At 65.9% G+C, this 17,413-nt stretch carries 17 protein-coding genes and 1 pseudogene; 10 read left to right on the forward strand and 8 right to left on the reverse strand.

Annotated elements, in window-relative coordinates:
• Positions 1-33: 33 nt before the first annotated feature.
• From H2052_RS09080 to H2052_RS09095, 4 genes are all read right to left on the reverse strand, one after another.
• Positions 34-1,182 (reverse strand): membrane dipeptidase, encoded by a 1,149-nt coding sequence (locus H2052_RS09080; protein ID WP_293780491.1) that lies wholly within the window; start codon positions 1,180-1,182, stop codon positions 34-36.
• A gap of 84 nt (positions 1,183-1,266) precedes the next feature.
• The gene (locus H2052_RS09085; protein ID WP_293780493.1) at positions 1,267-2,550 is read right to left on the reverse strand and encodes an amidohydrolase family protein; all 1,284 of its coding nucleotides are present in this window, start codon (positions 2,548-2,550) and stop codon (positions 1,267-1,269) included.
• Positions 2,551-2,576: 26 nt separating this feature from the next.
• A complete protein-coding gene (locus H2052_RS09090) occupies positions 2,577-3,587 on the reverse strand; it encodes a dipeptide epimerase (protein ID WP_293780496.1) in 1,011 nt (336 codons plus the stop codon).
• Positions 3,587-5,572, reverse strand: a complete 1,986-nt coding sequence (locus tag H2052_RS09095) for a serine hydrolase domain-containing protein (protein WP_293780499.1) — start codon at positions 5,570-5,572, stop codon at positions 3,587-3,589. The genes H2052_RS09090 and H2052_RS09095 overlap by 1 nt, the downstream gene beginning before the upstream one ends.
• Positions 5,573-5,729: 157 nt before the next feature.
• Here H2052_RS09095 and H2052_RS09100 point away from each other — a divergent pair, with 157 nt between their 5' ends.
• The 3 genes from H2052_RS09100 to H2052_RS09110 are packed head-to-tail and all read left to right on the forward strand — an operon-like array spanning position 5,730 to position 9,009.
• Positions 5,730-6,398, forward strand: a complete 669-nt coding sequence (locus tag H2052_RS09100; RefSeq protein WP_293780502.1) for an XRE family transcriptional regulator — start codon at positions 5,730-5,732, stop codon at positions 6,396-6,398.
• Positions 6,399-6,442: 44 nt separating this feature from the next.
• Positions 6,443-7,441, forward strand: a complete 999-nt coding sequence (locus H2052_RS09105) for a ligase-associated DNA damage response exonuclease (RefSeq protein WP_293780542.1) — start codon at positions 6,443-6,445, stop codon at positions 7,439-7,441.
• Entirely contained in the window at positions 7,441-9,009 is a 1,569-nt protein-coding gene (locus H2052_RS09110) for a cisplatin damage response ATP-dependent DNA ligase (RefSeq protein ID WP_293780505.1), read from the forward strand. The genes H2052_RS09105 and H2052_RS09110 overlap by 1 nt, the downstream gene beginning before the upstream one ends.
• A gap of 7 nt (positions 9,010-9,016) precedes the next feature.
• Here the strand turns inward: H2052_RS09110 and H2052_RS09115 are convergent, their stop codons facing one another.
• From H2052_RS09115 to H2052_RS09125, 3 genes are all read right to left on the reverse strand, one after another.
• The gene (locus tag H2052_RS09115) at positions 9,017-9,820 is read right to left on the reverse strand and encodes a sterol desaturase family protein (RefSeq protein ID WP_293780508.1); all 804 of its coding nucleotides are present in this window, start codon (positions 9,818-9,820) and stop codon (positions 9,017-9,019) included.
• A 1-nt stretch (position 9,821) separates the two neighbouring features.
• A complete protein-coding gene (locus tag H2052_RS09120; RefSeq protein WP_293780511.1) occupies positions 9,822-10,262 on the reverse strand; it encodes an EF-hand domain-containing protein in 441 nt (146 codons plus the stop codon).
• Between the two features lie 89 nt (positions 10,263-10,351).
• The gene (locus H2052_RS09125; RefSeq protein WP_293780513.1) at positions 10,352-10,750 is read right to left on the reverse strand and encodes a hypothetical protein; all 399 of its coding nucleotides are present in this window, start codon (positions 10,748-10,750) and stop codon (positions 10,352-10,354) included.
• 173 nt (positions 10,751-10,923) lie between these two features.
• Here H2052_RS09125 and H2052_RS09130 point away from each other — a divergent pair, with 173 nt between their 5' ends.
• Positions 10,924-11,640 carry a response regulator gene (locus H2052_RS09130; protein ID WP_293780515.1) on the forward strand — a complete coding sequence of 239 codons (717 nt, stop codon included), beginning with the start codon at positions 10,924-10,926 and terminating at the stop codon, positions 11,638-11,640.
• 5 nt (positions 11,641-11,645) lie between these two features.
• Positions 11,646-12,986, forward strand: a complete 1,341-nt coding sequence (locus tag H2052_RS09135) for an ATP-binding protein (protein ID WP_293780518.1) — start codon at positions 11,646-11,648, stop codon at positions 12,984-12,986.
• Here the strand turns inward: H2052_RS09135 and H2052_RS09140 are convergent.
• A complete protein-coding gene (locus H2052_RS09140) occupies positions 12,952-13,533 on the reverse strand; it encodes a PadR family transcriptional regulator (RefSeq protein WP_293780521.1) in 582 nt (193 codons plus the stop codon). The genes H2052_RS09135 and H2052_RS09140 overlap by 35 nt on opposite strands.
• A 113-nt stretch (positions 13,534-13,646) precedes the next feature.
• Between H2052_RS09140 and ccoN the strand changes: the two genes are divergently transcribed.
• The 5 genes and pseudogenes from ccoN to H2052_RS09165 all read left to right on the forward strand — a co-directional run.
• Positions 13,647-15,302 carry a cytochrome-c oxidase, cbb3-type subunit I gene (gene ccoN / locus H2052_RS09145; protein ID WP_293780524.1) on the forward strand — a complete coding sequence of 552 codons (1,656 nt, stop codon included), beginning with the start codon at positions 13,647-13,649 and terminating at the stop codon, positions 15,300-15,302.
• 11 nt (positions 15,303-15,313) lie between these two features.
• Positions 15,314-16,048 (forward strand): cytochrome-c oxidase, cbb3-type subunit II, encoded by a 735-nt coding sequence (gene ccoO, locus H2052_RS09150; RefSeq protein ID WP_293780527.1) that lies wholly within the window; start codon positions 15,314-15,316, stop codon positions 16,046-16,048.
• Entirely contained in the window at positions 16,045-16,206 is a 162-nt protein-coding gene (locus H2052_RS09155) for a cbb3-type cytochrome c oxidase subunit 3 (protein WP_293780530.1), read from the forward strand. Before ccoO ends, H2052_RS09155 begins: the two co-directional genes overlap by 4 nt.
• Positions 16,199-17,119, forward strand: a complete 921-nt coding sequence (ccoP, locus tag H2052_RS09160; RefSeq protein WP_293780533.1) for a cytochrome-c oxidase, cbb3-type subunit III — start codon at positions 16,199-16,201, stop codon at positions 17,117-17,119. Before H2052_RS09155 ends, ccoP begins: the two co-directional genes overlap by 8 nt.
• Positions 17,106-17,413: pseudogene (locus tag H2052_RS09165) on the forward strand (cytochrome c oxidase accessory protein CcoG); the annotation flags it as partial. The gene ccoP and the pseudogene H2052_RS09165, both read left to right, overlap by 14 nt.

Raw genomic sequence — 17,413 nt, forward strand, 5'->3', positions numbered from 1 at the left:
TTCGATCCTGCCCCCTGTTTTACCGCCCGGACTTCATGCCCAGGTCGCACCCAACAGCCGCCTGAAATTCCCCCCCAGGATGGCTGTGATGTTCTCGTTCGAATATTTGCGGCGGATGAGTTCCTCGACGAGGTCGTAGGTCTTCATCGGGTGATCGAAGCCGTCGGTGTCGATCTTGTCGCGGAACGCGTAGCTCGACTTGTAGCCCGCCTTCAGCATCTTGTACTGATCGGCGGGCATGTCGTCGTAGCCGTTGAGATCGGCATCCGAACCGATGCCGACGTGATCGACGCCGATCAGCTTCACGACATGATCGATGTGATCGACCACGTTCGCGATCGTCGTCGGCTCCTTTTCGCTGACGAACATGCGCACGCCCGTGATGCCCATCACGCCGCCCTTCGCGCCGAGCGCCTTGATCGCCTCGTCGGTCTTGACGCGCGGGTGGTTGACGAGCGCGCGGCAGTTGCTGTGCGTAATCGCGATGGGTTTGGGCGAAATGGCGATGGCGTCGAGCGTCGTGCGGTCGCCGCAGTGCGAGACGTCGACCAGCATCCCGACCTTGTTCATCGCCTCGATGATCGCCGCGCCGAAATCGGTGACGCCGCCATCGACGCGCTCGGTGCTGCCCGAGCCGAGGAGGTTCTGGCTGTTGTAGGTGAGCTGCGAGCAGCGCTGGCCGATCTCGTAGAACGCCTTTACGTCTTCCACCTTGCGGAAGTGCTCGGAATTCTGGACGCCCATGATGACGGCGCACTTGCCTTCACGCTTGGCGCGGTCGAGATCCTCGGCCTTGCCGACGAGCGAGAACACGTGCGCGTTGCGACCGGCAAAGCCTTGCCACGCGGCGAACCAGCCCAGCGTTTCGGCATAGGCATCCGGGCCGCCCACGCCGACGGCATTGTGGAAGCCGGTGATGCCGCTCGCGCGGAAATCGGCGGCGTCCTTCTCGCTGAGCGGGTTTGCGTAATATTCAGACCGGAAATCGATCTTCAGCGGCGCGAGCATATCGATGACAAGCGATTGCTTGACGAGATCGACAGCGCGCTTCGAATAGGCCTTCGTTGCCGCGGCGTGGGCGCGGAACATGCCCGTATTGATCATCGGAAAACCCGTCACGGTAGCTGCTGCAACCGCGCCGCCGATCAGCTGACGCCGTGAAACTCCGGGCAACGTAGCCATCGCTTCTCTCCCCTACCTGATGATTATCCTGATCAGGATTAGTAGTCCTGATCGGAAAATTGTCAATCAGGGATCACGCCGCCGTCACTGGACGGGCTTGGCGACAGCGCCGCCCTTCATCACGAATGCGGTGGTTTCCAGCGCCCTGATGTTGGTGAGCGGATCGCCCTTCACAGCGACGATATCCGCCGCCTTGCCAGGCGCGAGCGTGCCGATTTCGTTCGACAACCCGGCATGATCTGCAGCCCACACCGTTGCTGCACGGATCGTTTCCAGCGGGGTCATCCCCGCCTCCACCATCAGCGCGAATTCCTGCGCATTGTCGCCGTGGGCGGAGACGCCGGAATCGGTGCCGAACGCGATCTTCACGCCCGCCTTGTGCGCGCGCCGCAGCGCATCGACCATCAGCGGCCCGACCTGACGCGCCTTGGCGCGCACCGGCGCGGGCATCCACTCCGCCGTCTCGGCGCGCTTCTTCACCGTGTCGCCGGCGAGCAGCGTCGGCACGAGATAGCTGCCCTTCGCCTTGAAGAGCTTGATGGATTCAGCGTCAAGGTAGGTGCCGTGCTCGATCGAATCGACACCAGCGCGAAGCGCGGCATTGACCCCGTCCGTGCCGTGCGCGTGCGCCGCCACCTTGCGGCCGAGCCGGTGCGCGGTTTCCACGAGCGAAGTGAGTTCCGCGTCGCTCATCTGCTGGCCGAGACCGGCGGCAGTGTTCGACATCACGCCGCCCGTGGACGCCGTCTTGATGACATCGGCGCCGCTCTGAATCGCCTGGCGCACCGCGCGCGCACAGTCGTCCGCGCCCGAGCACAAGGTCGGCGAGCGGTAGAGATCGAGGATTTCCTGGCGGTAGCCGTGAATGTCGCCGTGGCCGCCGTGTGCCGCCACGCCGCCCGCCGCGATGATGCGCGGCCCTTCGACCTTGCCCGCCGCGATGGCGTTGCGGAGGCCGTAGATGGCCTGCGGCTCGCCGCCGAGATCGATCACGGTCGTGAACCCGGCGCGCAGCGTGCGTCCGGCGAAGACGACACCGTCGAACGCCGAATCCGTCGCCGATTTGCTGAGCGCCTCGCTACGCTCGTTCGGATTGGATTCGCCCGTGATGTGGACGTGGCTGTCGATGAAGCCCGGCATCACGAAGGCGTCGCGCAGATCGACGACCTTGCCCTCGCCCACATAGCCGTCGCGAATTTCGGCGATGCGGCCGTCCTTGACGACGATGGTTTTCGCCGTCTCGACCCGGCCGGTGCCCGGGTCTGCAAGCAGGCGGCCAGCCTGAATATAGGTGGCAGGGCTATCGGCCGCGGCCAGTGCCGGCGCCGTCGCGGCTGCAAGCAGCAGCCCGCAAAGAACAGACTTCATGATCTTCCCCCTCAAATAGGCTTCGTTCAGGCGTCCCGGCCCCAGACGTTGTCGGGACAGCGCACATATCCATCCTCGTAAACGATGCTGGGTTCGCGATCCTTCGCAAGGAAGATCGGTCCGTCGAGATCGACGACATCGCAAAGCTGGCCGACGACGTAGGCGGGCGCCATCGCGAGGCTGGTGCTCACCATGTTGCCGACCATGACGCCGAGCCCGAGTTCGCGGGCCTTGCGCGCCATCGCCAGCCCTTCGGTAAGCCCGCCGCACTTGTCGAGCTTGATGTTGACGACATTGAAGCGCCCGACGAGGCCGGGAACGTCGGCGAGCGTCAGCACGCTCTCATCCGCAGCAATCGGGATGGGACACGAGAAGCCGTCGAGGTCGGCTTCGGCACCGCGACGAAGCGGCTGTTCGAGCAGCTTCACATCAGCCTCGACGAGCACCTCGACGAGCGCCGGAAGATCGGCAATGCCGTAGCCCTGGTTGGCATCGACGCCGATCCAGCAATCGGGCCGCGCCGCACGCACGGCGCGAACGCGGGCGATATCGTCTTCAAGATCGCCGGTGAGCTTCAGTTTCAGGGCACGTGCCTGCGCGTATCCGACCGTGGCGCCCTCCGCCATCACTTCGGGCGAATCCGCGCCCAGCGTCATGGTGGTGAGCAGCGGACGCGAGGTTTCGAACCCCGCAATGTCCCACACGCTGCGCCCGGTCTGCTTGGCTTCGAGTTCCCAGAACGCGCAGTCGAGCGCGTTGCGCGCGCCGCCTGCGGGCATCAGCGTCTGGAGACCGGCGCGGTCGATGCCGCGCTCGATCTCCGGACGTACAGCTTCGATGGCCTGAAGCATCTCAGGCACATTATCACCCAGATAATAGACGCCGGAAGCCTCTCCCCGCCCCGAATGGACGCCGTCGGAAAGCGTGACGACGACCAGATCGGAGTGGGTGAAGACGTGCCCCGAAATCCTGAACGGCTTCGCCAGGGGCAGGGACTCGACAGCAACTTCAAGAGAGAGCTTTCCGGCAACCGACATTAGAATTGAACTCCAAAGCTGATGAGATGGAAGGCGAACGCGGCCCACAGGATCACGACCGCGGCGAGAAGCACGAGGATGCTCCACAGCTTAGAGAACCAGCCGCGACGACCCGTCCAGACGAGAAGCAGGTTCCATGCCGCGACGGCAACCATGCCGATGAAGGCGATCGTGCCGACGATCTGGAGCAGGTAGATAGCCCAGTCCATAGCACCGCCGAGCAGGTGGAAGTCCGACATCATCGCGGCGAGCGTCGCGACCCAGCCGATGAGCACCAGCGTCACCACCGCCGCGAAGCCGCGGACGAGGCGGAACGCCTTGAGCTCCTTGCCGGCAAGGGCCAGCTTCGCGCCGTAGCGACGACGGGCGATGGCGCCGATCGGCCATGACAGTGCCGTGAGGCCGAGGATCGCGAGACCCGCGATCACGCCGGGCGACAGCCAGCCGGGCGAGGCGTACCACACCGGGCGCTGAAGCATCATGATCGCCGAGATGGCATCGATGCTGACCCAGTCGACCTTGCCGTCCTTGAGTTTCGCGGCAAGGCGGCCATGGCCACCGACCTCTTCCCAGACGAAGGGCGCGGTTTCGACCCACTTCGAATCCTCACCGCCCGTGTTCTTGAACGGGAGGATGAGGTTGCCCTTGTCGTCGACACCGATCTTCATGCCGCCCGCAAGGTCGAGCGCCTTCATGAAGCTCGATTCCGGACGCCGCGAGCTGATGTACGTGCCCGCCAGCATCTTGGCGTGCTCGGCCGCGGTCTTTTCATCGACGCCGGCCTTGATCGTGCGCTCCATCGGGAAATACCGATCGGCGAACCCTTCGAACAGCGTGCTGCGGATGGGGCCCGTGACCCCCTCCTTGCCCGAGCTGTTCATCGAAATGTAGATGCCCACGTTCTCCTTCGGGAACAGCATCAGATCGGAATGGAACCACTGCGTATCGCCGCCGTGGCCGATCGCCGTCTGCCCGTTGATCCGCTGTTCGTAGAAGCCGAGCGCCATGCGGTTCAGAGGCGGCAGGATGGTGAGCGTCGTCGTGTGCATCATCTTCGCGGTTTCGGGCGACAGCAGCGGCCCGCCGTTCGCGAGATGCGCGATCATGAACTTGCCCATGTCCGCGCCGGTCGAGGCGAGGCTGCCTGCGGGCGCGAGGCCGATGACCTCATAAGGCTTCGGTTCGCCTGATGCCGTCGCATAGCCCTTCGACACCAACGGCTGCAGCCTCTCGGGCAGCGGCTGGCGGAAGCTCGAATGGTTCATGCCGAGCGGCGCGAAGATGCGCTGGTCGATATAATCGTCGAACGACATGCCGGAGGCGCGCTCCACGATGTAGCCGGCAAGAGCGGTCGCGTAGTTCGAATAGGCAGGCGTCGTGCCAGGCGCGAAGATGCGTTCGGGCGTCCAGCGTTTCAGAAGGTCGCCGAGCGGCGCTTCCGGCTTGCCTTTGGAGATGAGACCGCGAATCTGCTCCTCGAAGCCAGCGGTGTGCGTCATGATGTTGCGCAGCGTGATGGGCTTGCCGTCGCGCGGCGGAATCTTGAAATCGAGGTAGGTGTTCACATCGGTGTCGAGGTCGAGCTTGCCCTCCTGAACAAGCTGCATCACCGCCGTCCAGGTGAACAGCTTCGATACCGAGCCCGGACGGAACAGCGTCTTTTCCGGATCGACCGGGGTACGCTTCTCGACATCCGAATAGCCGTAGCCGCGTTGCGTCAGCACCTGGCCGTCCTTCACGACGACGACGACGGCACCTGCCACCGCGCCGCGCGCGAGCGCATAGGGCATGTATCCATCGAGCCACGCATCGACATCAGCCTTGGTGAGCGCGGGCGCGCTCGGCACCGGGATCGGCACGGCGGGCGATGCAGCCGTCACCGCCACGGGATTGACAGGTACCGGCGCAGGCGCGGGCTGCGCCAGCGCGGGCAACGCCATCAGGGCGATCGCCCCCGCAAACAGAGATTTCAGTGAACCTCGCATATTCCCCCTCCAAAACTCATCTCGCCGCAAGGCGGCATGTTGGATTGCGTGTTCAACGCGGACGGGATACCGTGCGCGAGAATACGTTGTTTTGTCCCATGCAGACAATAATGATCCTATTTAGAGAATTGTCAAACAGGATGATACAAGAGGAACCATGGCGGATCATCGGGGTGCAGGCGTGAAATCGGACAAACCTACGCTGGGCACGCTATTACGCAGCCTTCGCACCCGCAACGACTGGACGCTGAAGGAGATGAGCGAACGGAGCGGCATCCCCGTCTCCACGCTCTCCAAGGTCGAGCACGACCGCCTGACGCTCACCTATGACAAGCTGCTGCAGCTCAGCCAGCGCCTCAACATCCGCATGTCGGAGCTGTTTGCCGAGGAAGATCCGCAGGAAGCCGCAGCCGTCACCGGGCGGCGCAGCATCGGCAGCCAGGACCGCGCGATCCGCGTGAAAACGAACAACTACGACTACTTCTACCTGTGCACCGAGCTCAGGCGGAAACGGATGATCCCGCTGGTGACGCGCATCCGCGCCAAATCCGTAAAGGAGTTCGGCGAGCTGGTGCGGCACCCCGGCGAGGAGTTCGTTTACGTCATCGAAGGCCGCATGGTCGTTCACACGGAATATTACGACCCGATCGTGATCGAGGCCGGCGAATCGATCTACCTCGATTCGAGCATGGGTCACGCCTATGTCGTCGGCGAAGGCTGCGAGGAGGCGCTCACCATCGGCGTCTGTTCGGCGGCCGAGGGCGACCTGATGGATTCGCTGATGAGCCTGCACGGCGAGGAACCGGGCGGCATTCACGAGGTTTGACCGCGCCGCGGGAACTTTCCCGCGTGTTCACCTATATTGCAGGCATGGCGCCGCGCTTTTCCTGGATCGAAGCCCATCCGACGGGCATTTACCTGCCTTCGGCCGACGCCTGGATCGACCCCGCCGTCCCGGTCGACCGCGCCATCATCACGCACGGCCATTCGGACCATGCCCGCGGCGGACACCGCACCGTGCTCGCCACGCGCGAAACGCTTGCCATCATGGAATGCCGTTATGGGCCGCAAACCGGGCAGTCGCTCGGCTACGGCGAGACCCTCCGCATCGGCGATGTCGACCTTCGTCTTGTGCCGGCCGGGCACGTGCTCGGATCCGCGCAGGCGGTGCTGGAGCGCGGCGGCGAACGTGTTGTCGTATCCGGCGACTACAAGCGCCGCCCCGATCCGACATGCGCGCCTTTCGAGCCCGTGGCGTGCGACGTCTTCGTCACCGAAGCGACGTTCGCGCTGCCGGTGTTCCGGCACCCGCCGATCAGGGGCGAGATCGACAGGCTGCTCGCTGCGCGGCAGGCGCAGCCTGACCGTGCCATCCTGATCGGCGCCTATGCGCTCGGCAAGGCGCAGCGCGTGATCGCCGAACTGCGCGGGAGCGGACATGGTGGCCCGCTGTTCATTCACGGCGCACTGCAGCGCCTGTGCGACCTCTACCGTGAACTCGGCGTCGAGCTCGGTGAGCTTCGTCCCGTCGCCGGTCTGAAGCCAGCCGAACTTGCGGGCGAGATCGTGCTCGCACCGCCCTCCGCGCTGAACGATCGCTGGTCGCGGCGGCTCCCCGATCCGGTAACGGCGATGGCGAGCGGCTGGATGCGCGTGCGCCAGCGGGCACGGCAACGCGGCGTCGAGATGCCGCTCGTGATTTCCGATCATGCCGACTGGGACGAACTGACCGGCACGATCAGTGAGATCGCCCCCGGAGAAGTGTGGGTGACGCACGGGCGGGAGGATGCGCTCGTCCACTGGTGCCGCGAGCGGCAAATCACCGCGCGCGAACTCGCGCTCGTGGGCCGCGAGGATGAAGACGACTGATGCAGGCGTTCTCGCAGCTGCTCGACAGCCTCATCTACACGCGCTCGCGCAATGCAAAGCTCGATCTCATCGGCGCCTATCTCAAGACGGCGCCCGACCCCGACCGCGGCTGGGCGCTCGCCGCACTCACCGGGGAGCTTTCGCTCCCTGCCGTGCAGCCGAGCATCATCCGCGCGCTCGTTGCCGAGCGCGTCGACCCGGTTCTGTTCGGGCTGAGCTATGACTATGTCGGGGACCTTGCGGAAACCGTGGCACTGATCTGGCCAGGCGGGGAGACACCTGCCGCACCGCCAAGACTTTCCGAGGTGGTGAATGAACTGCAGCTGATGACCCGCGCGCAGGCGCCCGCGGTGATGACGCGGCTGCTCGACCGCCTCGACGCAAACGCCCGTTTCGCGCTCCTCAAGCTCGCGACCGGCGGGATGCGCGTCGGCGTTTCAGCGCGCCTCGCCAAGACGGCGTTTGCGGGAGCCTTCGCGCTTGATCCCGACGATGTCGAGGAAGTCTGGCACGGCGTCTCGCCGCCCTACGCCGCGCTCTTCGCCTGGGCTGAAGGCGATGGGCCCCGCCCCGCGCCGGAGGATGCGCCGGTGTTCCGCCCGTTCATGCTCGCGCACCCGCTCGAGGACCGCGATATCGACCTTTCGGACTTCGCTGCCGAATGGAAGTGGGACGGCATCCGCGTGCAGCTCGTGCACGTCGGCGGCGAGACCCGGCTTTACAGCCGGGCGGGCGACGACATCACGCGGAGCTTTCCCGATGTGGCGGAGAGCTACCGCACGCCGGGCGTGCTCGACGGCGAACTGCTCGTGCGCGGCGATTTTCAGGGCGGCGAGGCCGCGAGCTTCAATGCGCTGCAGCAGCGGCTTGGCCGCAAGACCGTGTCCCCGGCGATGCTGCGCGACTTTCCGGCTTTCGTGCGGCTCTACGATATCCTGTTCGATGGCCCGGAAGACCTTCGCCCGCAGCCGTGGACGGAGCGGCGCATCCGGCTCGAAACCTTCATGTCACGGCTGGACCGCGACCGCTTCGACCTGTCGCCGCTCGTCGACGTGTCCGATTTCGCCGCGCTTGAAGATTTGCGCCTCGGCGCGCGCGATGCGGCGATCGAGGGCCTGATGCTGAAGCGGCGCGACGGCCCCTATGTCCCCGGTCGGCGTGTCGGGCTCTGGTACAAGTGGAAGCGCGACCCGCTCGTGGCGGACTGCGTGATGATGTACGCGCAGCGCGGGCACGGCAAACGATCGAGCTATTATTCGGACTACACGTTCGGCTGCTGGACCGAGAACGGCGAGCTGCTGCCGGTGGGAAAGGCCTATTCGGGTTTTACCGACGAGGAGCTGATGATGCTCGACCGCTTCGTGCGCAACCACACGGTCGCGCGCTTCGGCCCCGTGCGTGAGGTGGAAAAGACGCTGGTGCTGGAGGTTGCCTTCGATTCGGTCCACGCCTCGAAACGTCACAAGTCCGGCCTTGCAATGCGTTTTCCGCGCATCAGCCGCATTCGCACCGACAAGCCCGCCGCCGAGGCCGACCAAATCGAAACGCTGCGCCGCATGGTGAGCTGAACCGCGTTTAGACCGGCGGCAGGATTGCGGGACGCAGGCTCCGCGCCCGCCACATATCCCCGAGCATCAGCCGCCACTCGCGGAAGGCGAGGGTGAGCGGGTTCGCGGTCGCCGGGCGGTGGGCGAGGCCGTAGCGGATCGGTTCGCCTTCCACCTCTTTCGCAAGCGTGCCGAACAGCCGGTCGAACACGATGAGTACGCCCCCGTAGTTGCGATCGATATAGGCCGGGTTCGAGGCGTGGTGCAGCCGATGATGCGCGGGCGTGTTGAACACCCACTCGATGGGCCCGAGCCGCCCGACCGCCTCGGTGTGCAGGAAGAACTGGTAGCGCAGGTTGAACGCGAGCAGCGTGAAGACGAGCAGCGGATCAAACCCCGCCAGCACCAGCGGAACGTAAACGATCCAGCCCGCCGAGAAGAGATTTGTCCACCCGAGCCGGAGCGAGGAGAGCAAGGTCATCTGCTCCGCCGAATGGTGCACCGAATGCGTCGCCCACATCCAGCGGATGCGGTGGCTGGCTCGGTGGAACCAGTAGTAAGCGAATTCCACGGCCAGGAAACCAGCGGACCAGGTCCGCCAGTCGGCAAGCGCCCAGCGCACGAAGGCATGGTCCCATGCGAGGCTGAACACGCCAGCGAGCGCAAGGCCGTTCAGCAGTCCAAAGGGAATGTTGCCGACGACGACGCCCAGCGTCGTCAGTGCCGTGCGGGGGTCGTAGCCGCGTCCGCTCCGCAGGCGCCAGAGCGCCTCGGCGAGGACGAGCGCGGCGACGAACCCCAGCCAGAGCGGCGAGCGCTGGAGCAAGTCCACGTCACTGCCTCCCGGCCTTCATCATCTCGGCTTTATTTCGGAAGGTTTCGCGCTCCGCCGTATCGACCTTGTCGTCGCTGTTGGTGTCGGCGAGGTCGAACACCGGCGTCGGCGCGGCGTCCATCTCTGCGCGCGTCACCTTGCCGTCGCGGTTCGCGTCGGCCTCCGCGATCAGGCGTTCGAGCCGTTCGCCGGCTTCCGGCCGGAACTTCAATATTCGCCCGAAATCGGATTCGCTGACGACACCGTCGTCGTTGCGATCGAGCGTATCGAAGCGCGCGCTGCGGTTCTTCAGGAACTCGCTGCGGGTGACGACGCCGTCGCCATTGGCATCAGCCTTGTCGAAGGCGGCAGCGCCGTCACCACCGCCCCAGCGCTGCGCAGCGGCGGGGGGCGCTATGAGCGTCGCAGCGGCGAGGGCGATCAAAATTCTGCGGGTCATTGAAATCATCCTGGAGAAAGGGCGGCCGCGCCCCGGCTGGGGTTGTGGTGGGGCGCGGCCAGTCGGAGGGAGGATACGGGTCAGGGTCCTCAGTCGTTGCGGGTCACGGTCCCGCTCTTCGTTGTGGTTGAGCCGTCGCGGTGGGTGCGCGTCGTTGAATAGTCGGCGCTGCCGTCGCCGTTGGCGGTCGCGGTGGTGCTACGGCCGAAGGTGGTGCCGCTGTTGGTGGTCGTCGTGCGGCCGCCCGTGTAGGTGCCGTCCTCGACCGACCTGCCGCGCGAGGACACATAGCCGCGACCTTCGCTGCCCTGCACTGACCGCGTGACCGCGCGGCTGCCCGGTTCGCGCGAGACGCTGCGCTGCTTGACGAGGCTTCCGTTCGCGCCCTGCACGTTGACGACGCGGGTACGGTCGCGTGCCTCGGCGGGAAGCGCGGCGGCGGTGAGCGCGGTCGTGCCGATCGCCGCGAAAACAAAGAGGTGCTTCATCATGGGTCTTGCTCCGGTTCTTCGTTCGATGCCGACGGCTCTTGTCCGTCTTCGCTCGGTGTAGAGGGCTCGCGTAAGCGGCATGCTTCGGCAAGGTAACGGACGGTAACAAAATGTAACGGCAGCGCCGTGCCCCGTTCCCCTCGCCGCGCGGCTGCGGCACAAACGGGCGCATGGGCAGCAGCTTCATCGCCGTCGTCGAGGACGACAACGAAATCCGCGCACTCGTGACCGGGCTCCTCGCGCGCGAAGGCTTCGAGGTTTCCGGGTGCCGATCGGGTGCCGAGCTCGACCGGCTGCTCGAACGCCAGCGCGTCGACCTTGCCGTACTCGACATCATGCTGCCGGGCGAGGACGGGCTTTCGATCTGCCGCCGCCTGCGCGCGCGTGGCGACCTTGCCGTGCTGATGGTGACGGCGAAGGGCGAGGACGTCGACCGCATCATCGGGCTCGAGATCGGCGCCGACGACTATCTCGCCAAGCCGTTCAACCCGCGCGAGCTGGTGGCGCGCGTCCGCGCCATTTTGCGCCGCACGCGCGAAACGAACCGCGTTTCGGTCGCCGCGCAGCCTTCGGAGCGCTACCGGTTCGGCGGCTGGACGCTTGATGTGGGCGCCCGCGCGCTGGCATCGCCTGCGGGAGACGCGGTGGACCTCACCGGCGGGGAGTTCGACCTGCTGCTCGCCTTCATCACGCACCCGCAGCGCGTGCTGAACCGGGACCAGCTTCTGGACTGGACACGCGGGCGCAGCGCCGGCCCCTTCGACCGCGCCATCGACGTGCAGTTGAGCCGCCTGCGCCGCAAGCTCGGCGACCATGGCGGCGCAGCGCTCATCAAGACCGTGCGCGGCGGCGGCTACCTGTTTGCGGCAAGCGTCGAGCGGGACTGAGCGCCGTGTCCAACCTTGGCCTTCGCATCATCGCCATCCTGCTGTCGGGGTTCGTGATCATCCAGCTGCTGCTGGTGACGGTGACCGCGCTGCCGACGCGCGGCGATGATCGGCGGCCTTACAATCTCCCCCGCCCCGCCGATGTGCGCGTGCTCGCCGAAACGCTGGAAGCTGCCCCGCCCGCACGGCGTGCGGAGCTGCTCGATGTGTTCAACGGCTCGCTTTACACGCTGAGGCTCGCGCCCGGTATCCCCGCCGGCTTCGAAGGCGGCCTCCCGGAACTGCGCGCAAGTTACGCGGCAGCGCTGCCGGACCGCACGGTGACGCTCACGTCGCGCCGCCCGCTGATCGGCCGCGCACTTCGGGAGCAGCCATGGGCGGGGCGCCTGTTCGCGCCGGTGCAATTAACGGTCGGCCTCAAGAGCGGCGAAACGCTCGTCATCGAAAGCCGCCCCTCATCGGTCGTCCGCACCTATCTGCGCCGGCGCGCACTAATGGGCGCGCTTGGCGGCTTGCTGCTGCTCGCGATCCTCACGGCCGCGGTACGCCGCGCGACGAAACCGCTCGTTCGCCTCTCCGCCGGGGTCCGCCGCTTCGGCAGCGAACTCGATGCGCCCGACGTGCCCGTGGAAGGCGCGCGCGAGATGCGCGAGCTCGCAAGCGCCTACAACGACATGAAGCGGCGCATCGCCGACCTTGTCGGCGAACGCACGCGCATCCTCGCCGCCGTGGCGCACGACATGCGCACCTACATCACGCGGCTGCGGCTGCGCGCCGACTTCATCGACGATCCCGAACAGCGCCGGAAGGCCGCCTCCGACCTTCAGGAAATGTCTGCGATGCTCGACGACACGCTGCTTTTCGCGCGGCAGGACGCGAGCAACGGCCCCGAGCCCATGCATCTCGATATCGATGCGGAGATCGAGGCGGTCGTCGCGGTACGCCGCGAAATGGAGGAGACCGTCTGGTTCGACGCGGGCGCGAAAGGCGCAGCCGTGCGCCTGTCGCCGCTCGCGCTGCGGCGCATCCTCGCCAATCTCATCGACAACGGCCTGCGCCACGGCACGGCGGTTTCGCTCAGCACGACGCGCGAGGGTGAAACGGTCGAAATCCGTGTCTCCGACAACGGCCCCGGCGTGCCTTCGGCCGCGCTCGCCCGGCTCGGCGAGCCGTTCGGACGGCTCGACCCCTCGCGCGACCGCACGACGGGCGGCGTCGGGCTTGGGCTTGCCATCGTACGCGCGCTCGCCGAGCGGAGCGGCGGCACCGTCCGCTTCGCCAATCAGGACGGCGGCGGCCTCCTCGCCTGTCTCAGCTTTCCCGCAGAGCCTCCAGCGCGCGGATAGTCTCGTCGCACCATTCGATCTGCGCACGTGCGCCGCGAATGCCGAAATCGAGCGGCGCGAGCAGATAGATCAGCGTCCTGCTCGTCCGCCCTGCGCGGATCGCATCGTCGTAACCCGCGCGAAACGCCTCGAACGTGGCCAGCTCGTGCGCGAGCTGGCGCCGGTAGTCCGCAAGGTGCGCAATGCTCACTTCGGGCGCGACGTGGCGGCCGAAGAACAGCTTCAGCAGATATTCGTTGCGGATCCCCGCGCTTGAAACCGGCGCGGCGAGCCAGTCCTTCAAGGCGTCCCGACCGGTTTCGGTGATCGCGTACTTGCGGCTCTGGCGGCGTCCGCGGCCTTCCGCGCCCACGCATTCCACCAGCCCCTCGGCCTCCAGCTTCTGCAGGATCGGATAGATCTGGCCGAAGCTCTCGTTCCAGAAATAGCTGGTGCTGCGCCCGATCGCCTTCTTGATGTCGTAGCCCGAGCGCGGCCCGCCGGCGAGGAAGCCGAGCACGGCGAAAGCCGATCGGTTTTTGCCCAGGCGCTGTGCGGCATTGGTCATCGTTGCGGGGCGTCTCCCGTTATTTGACGCAGGTCAAGGTCTGGTGAGCAGAACGGCTCCATGTCAGCCTCAGAAACTGCGGCATTATGCCGACCAAACGGCGGGGACCGGTTATGGAATCACTCACATTCAAGGCCTTCGGCTGGCTGGGGGCGGCATTGATTGCGATCATCGCAATCGCGCTTTCGGCCGATCAGGGATTTGCGATCCACATGGCGATCGTCGCGGCCGCGGCACTGCTTGCGCTCGCCGCGACGCTCTCGGGCGCGGACTACACCGTCGCGCGCGGCATCCTCAAGGCGCCGGCCGACACCGGCCACTATGATGACGATCCCGTCCGCTGGGGCGTGATCGCGACGGTTTTCTGGGGCGTGGTCGGCTTCCTCGCCGGCCTGTTCATCGCGCTCCAGCTGGCCTTCCCGGTCCTCAACCTCGGCTTTGAATACACCACGTTCGGCCGGCTGCGGCCGCTGCACACATCGGCGGTGATTTTCGCATTCGGCGGCAACGCGCTCATTGCGACGAGCTTCTACGTCGTGCAGCGTACGTGCCGCGCTCGTCTTGCGCTGCCCGGCCTCGCCCGCTTCGTGTTCTGGGGCTACCAGCTCTTCATCGTGCTCGCCGCCACCGGCTACGTGCTCGGCATCACCGAGGCGCGCGAGTATGCCGAACCCGAATGGTACGTCGACATCTGGCTCACCATCGTCTGGGTCGCGTATCTCGCGGTTTTCGTCGGCACGCTCCTGAAGCGCCGCGAGCCGCACATCTACGTGGCGAACTGGTTCTACCTGTCCTTCATCATCACCATCGCGATGTTGCACCTCGTCAACAACCTGTCGATGCCGGCCAGCCTGCTCGGCTCCAAGAGCTACAGCGCCTTCGCGGGCGTGCAGGATGCGCTGACGCAGTGGTGGTACGGCCACAACGCGGTCGGCTTCTTCCTCACCGCCGGCTTCCTCGCGATGATGTATTACTTCGTACCGAAGCAGGCCGAGCGGCCGGTCTATTCCTACCGGCTTTCCATCATCCACTTCTGGTCGCTGATTTTCCTCTACATCTGGGCGGGTCCGCACCATCTGCACTACACGGCACTGCCCGACTGGGCGCAGACGCTCGGCATGGTCTTCTCGATCATGCTGTGGATGCCGAGCTGGGGCGGCATGATCAACGGCCTGATGACGCTGAACGGCGCCTGGGACAAGATCCGCACCGACCCGATCATCCGCATGATGGTGATGGCGCTCGCCTTCTACGGCATGAGCACCTTCGAAGGGCCGATGCTCTCCATCAAGGCGGTGAACAGCCTGTCTCACTACACAGACTGGACCATCGGCCACGTTCACTCCGGCGCTCTGGGCTGGAACGGCATGATCACCTTCGCGGCGATCTACTACCTGACCCCGCGCCTTTGGAACCGCCAGCGGCTCTACTCGCTGCGCATGGTGAACTGGCACTTCTGGCTCGCGACGGTGGGCATCGTGCTCTACGCCGCGTCCATGTGGGTCGCGGGCATCATGCAGGGCCTGATGTGGCGCGAATATGGGGACGACGGCTACCTCGTGTACGCCTTCTCCGAGGTCACCGCAGCGATGCTGCCGATGTACCTCATCCGCGCCGCCGGCGGCGTCCTCTACCTCGCCGGTGCGCTGGTCATGGTCTGGAACGTCTGGCTGACCATCGCCGGCAAGCTCCGCGCGGAGAAGCCGATGACCGAAACCCCGTATGACGCCGCGGCGGACCGTCCGCTCGCCCCGCAGCCCGCAGAGTAAGGACGCGCGCAATGGCATCCCGTTTCTTCGATCACAAACGTCTTGAAAAGAACGTCACCCTGCTCGGCGTCGCCGCGCTCGTCGTCGTCGCCATCGGCGGCATCGTGGAGATCGCGCCGCTCTTCTGGATCGACTCCACGATCGAGAAGGTGGAGGGCGTGCGTCCCTACACGCCGCTCGAGCTCGCAGGCCGCAACATCTACATGCGCGAAGGCTGCTACAACTGCCACAGCCAGATGGTGCGCCCGTTCCGCGACGAGGTGGAGCGCTACGGCCACTACAGCCTCGCGGCGGAAAGCATGTACGATCACCCGTTCCAGTGGGGCTCCAAGCGCACCGGTCCGGACCTCGCACGTGTCGGCGGCCGCTATTCGGACGAGTGGCACGTCCAGCACCTCACCGATCCGCGCTCGGTGGTGCCGGAATCGATCATGCCGCCCTACGCGTTCCTGAAGGATCGCCCGCTGAAGGCCGGCGACATGACGAAGCACCTCACCGCGCTCAGCCGCGTCGGCGTTCCCTACGATGCCGCTGCGATCAAGGCGGCGAACGACGATCTCAAGCTCCAGACGGACGAGTTCGGCGATCTCGAGGTCTTCCAGAAACGCTACCCCAAGGCGCAGGTCCGCGACTTCGACGGCAATCCGAAGCAGCTCACCGAGATGGATGCGCTCGTCGCCTATCTCCAGATGCTCGGCACGCTCGTGGACTTCCAGGCCGCCGCACCGCAGGAGCAGCCACGATGAGCTACGAGACGCTCCGTCATCTCGCCGACAGCTGGGGGCTCGTCTTCATGAGCGTGACATTCCTCATCCTCGTCGGCTGGACCTTCCGCCCGAAGGCGCGGGAAGACCACCAGCGCGCCGCCAACATGATTTTCGATCAGGACGACCACAATGGCTGAGAACAAGCGCATCGACGAGCCGACCGGCACCGAAACCGTCGGCCACGAATGGGACGGCATCGAGGAACTCGACACGCCGCTTCCCCGCTGGTGGCTGTGGACCTTCTACATCACGATCGTTTGGGCGCTGATCTATACGATCCTGTTCCCGGCCTGGCCGATGCTGGAACGCGCCACGGCGGGCGTGCTCGGCTGGTCGAGCCACGGCGAGCTCGACGCGCAGCTCGCCGCCGCAGACGCGAAGCTGCTGCCGATCCGCGAAGCGATCGGCCGCACGCCGGTGGAGAACATCCCCAATGATCCCAAGCTGCTGCAGGCTTCGATCGCCGGCGGACAATCGACCTTCAAGGTCTACTGCGTGCAGTGCCACGGCTCCGGCGCGGCAGGCGCGAAGGGCTATCCGAACCTCAACGACGACGACTGGCTGTGGGGCGGCGACATCAACGCCATCCACTACACGATCGAGCATGGCATCCGGAATCCCGAACACGACGAAACACGGCTGTCAGTGATGCCCGCGTTCGGACGCGACGGCATCCTGACGCCCGCGCAGATCAGCAACGTCGTCAGCTACGTCCAGCTCATCTCCGGGCAGGGCAAAGCCTCGAAGGCGACCGCGCGCGGCGCACAGATCTACGCCGAGAACTGCGTCTCGTGCCACGGCGCCGAAGGCAAGGGCGACCGTGCACAGGGCGCACCGAACCTCACCGACGGAATCTGGCTCTACGGCGGCGACCGCGACACGCTCGTCGCGACCGTCACCAACAGCCGCCAGGGCGTGATGCCGCGCTGGGGCAACCGCCTCGACCCGGCAGCCGTGAAGATGCTCGCCACCTACGTACATTCGCTGGGTGGCGGCGAAGCGCCTGTCGTCACCGCGGCCGCAGATGGAAGCGGCGATGTCACACCCTGAAGAACTGAAGGGCCTCAAGCCCTCGCTCTACGAGGCCCGGAAGGGCGTCTATCCGAAAGCGGTGGACGGCACCTTCCGGCGCCTCAAATGGGCGATCATGGCGATCACGCTGACGATCTACTACGTCACACCGTGGCTGCGCTGGGACCGGGGGCCCTACGCCCCCGACCAGGCCGTGCTCGTCGATCTCGCGCACCGCCGCTTCTACATGTTCTCGATCGAGATCTGGCCGCACGAATTCTATTATGTCGCGGGCCTGCTCATCATGGCCGGCATCGGCCTGTTTCTCGTCAC

This window comes from Sphingosinicella sp. (assembly GCF_013911755.1).
GTDB lineage: Bacteria > Pseudomonadota > Alphaproteobacteria > Sphingomonadales > Sphingomonadaceae > Sphingosinicella.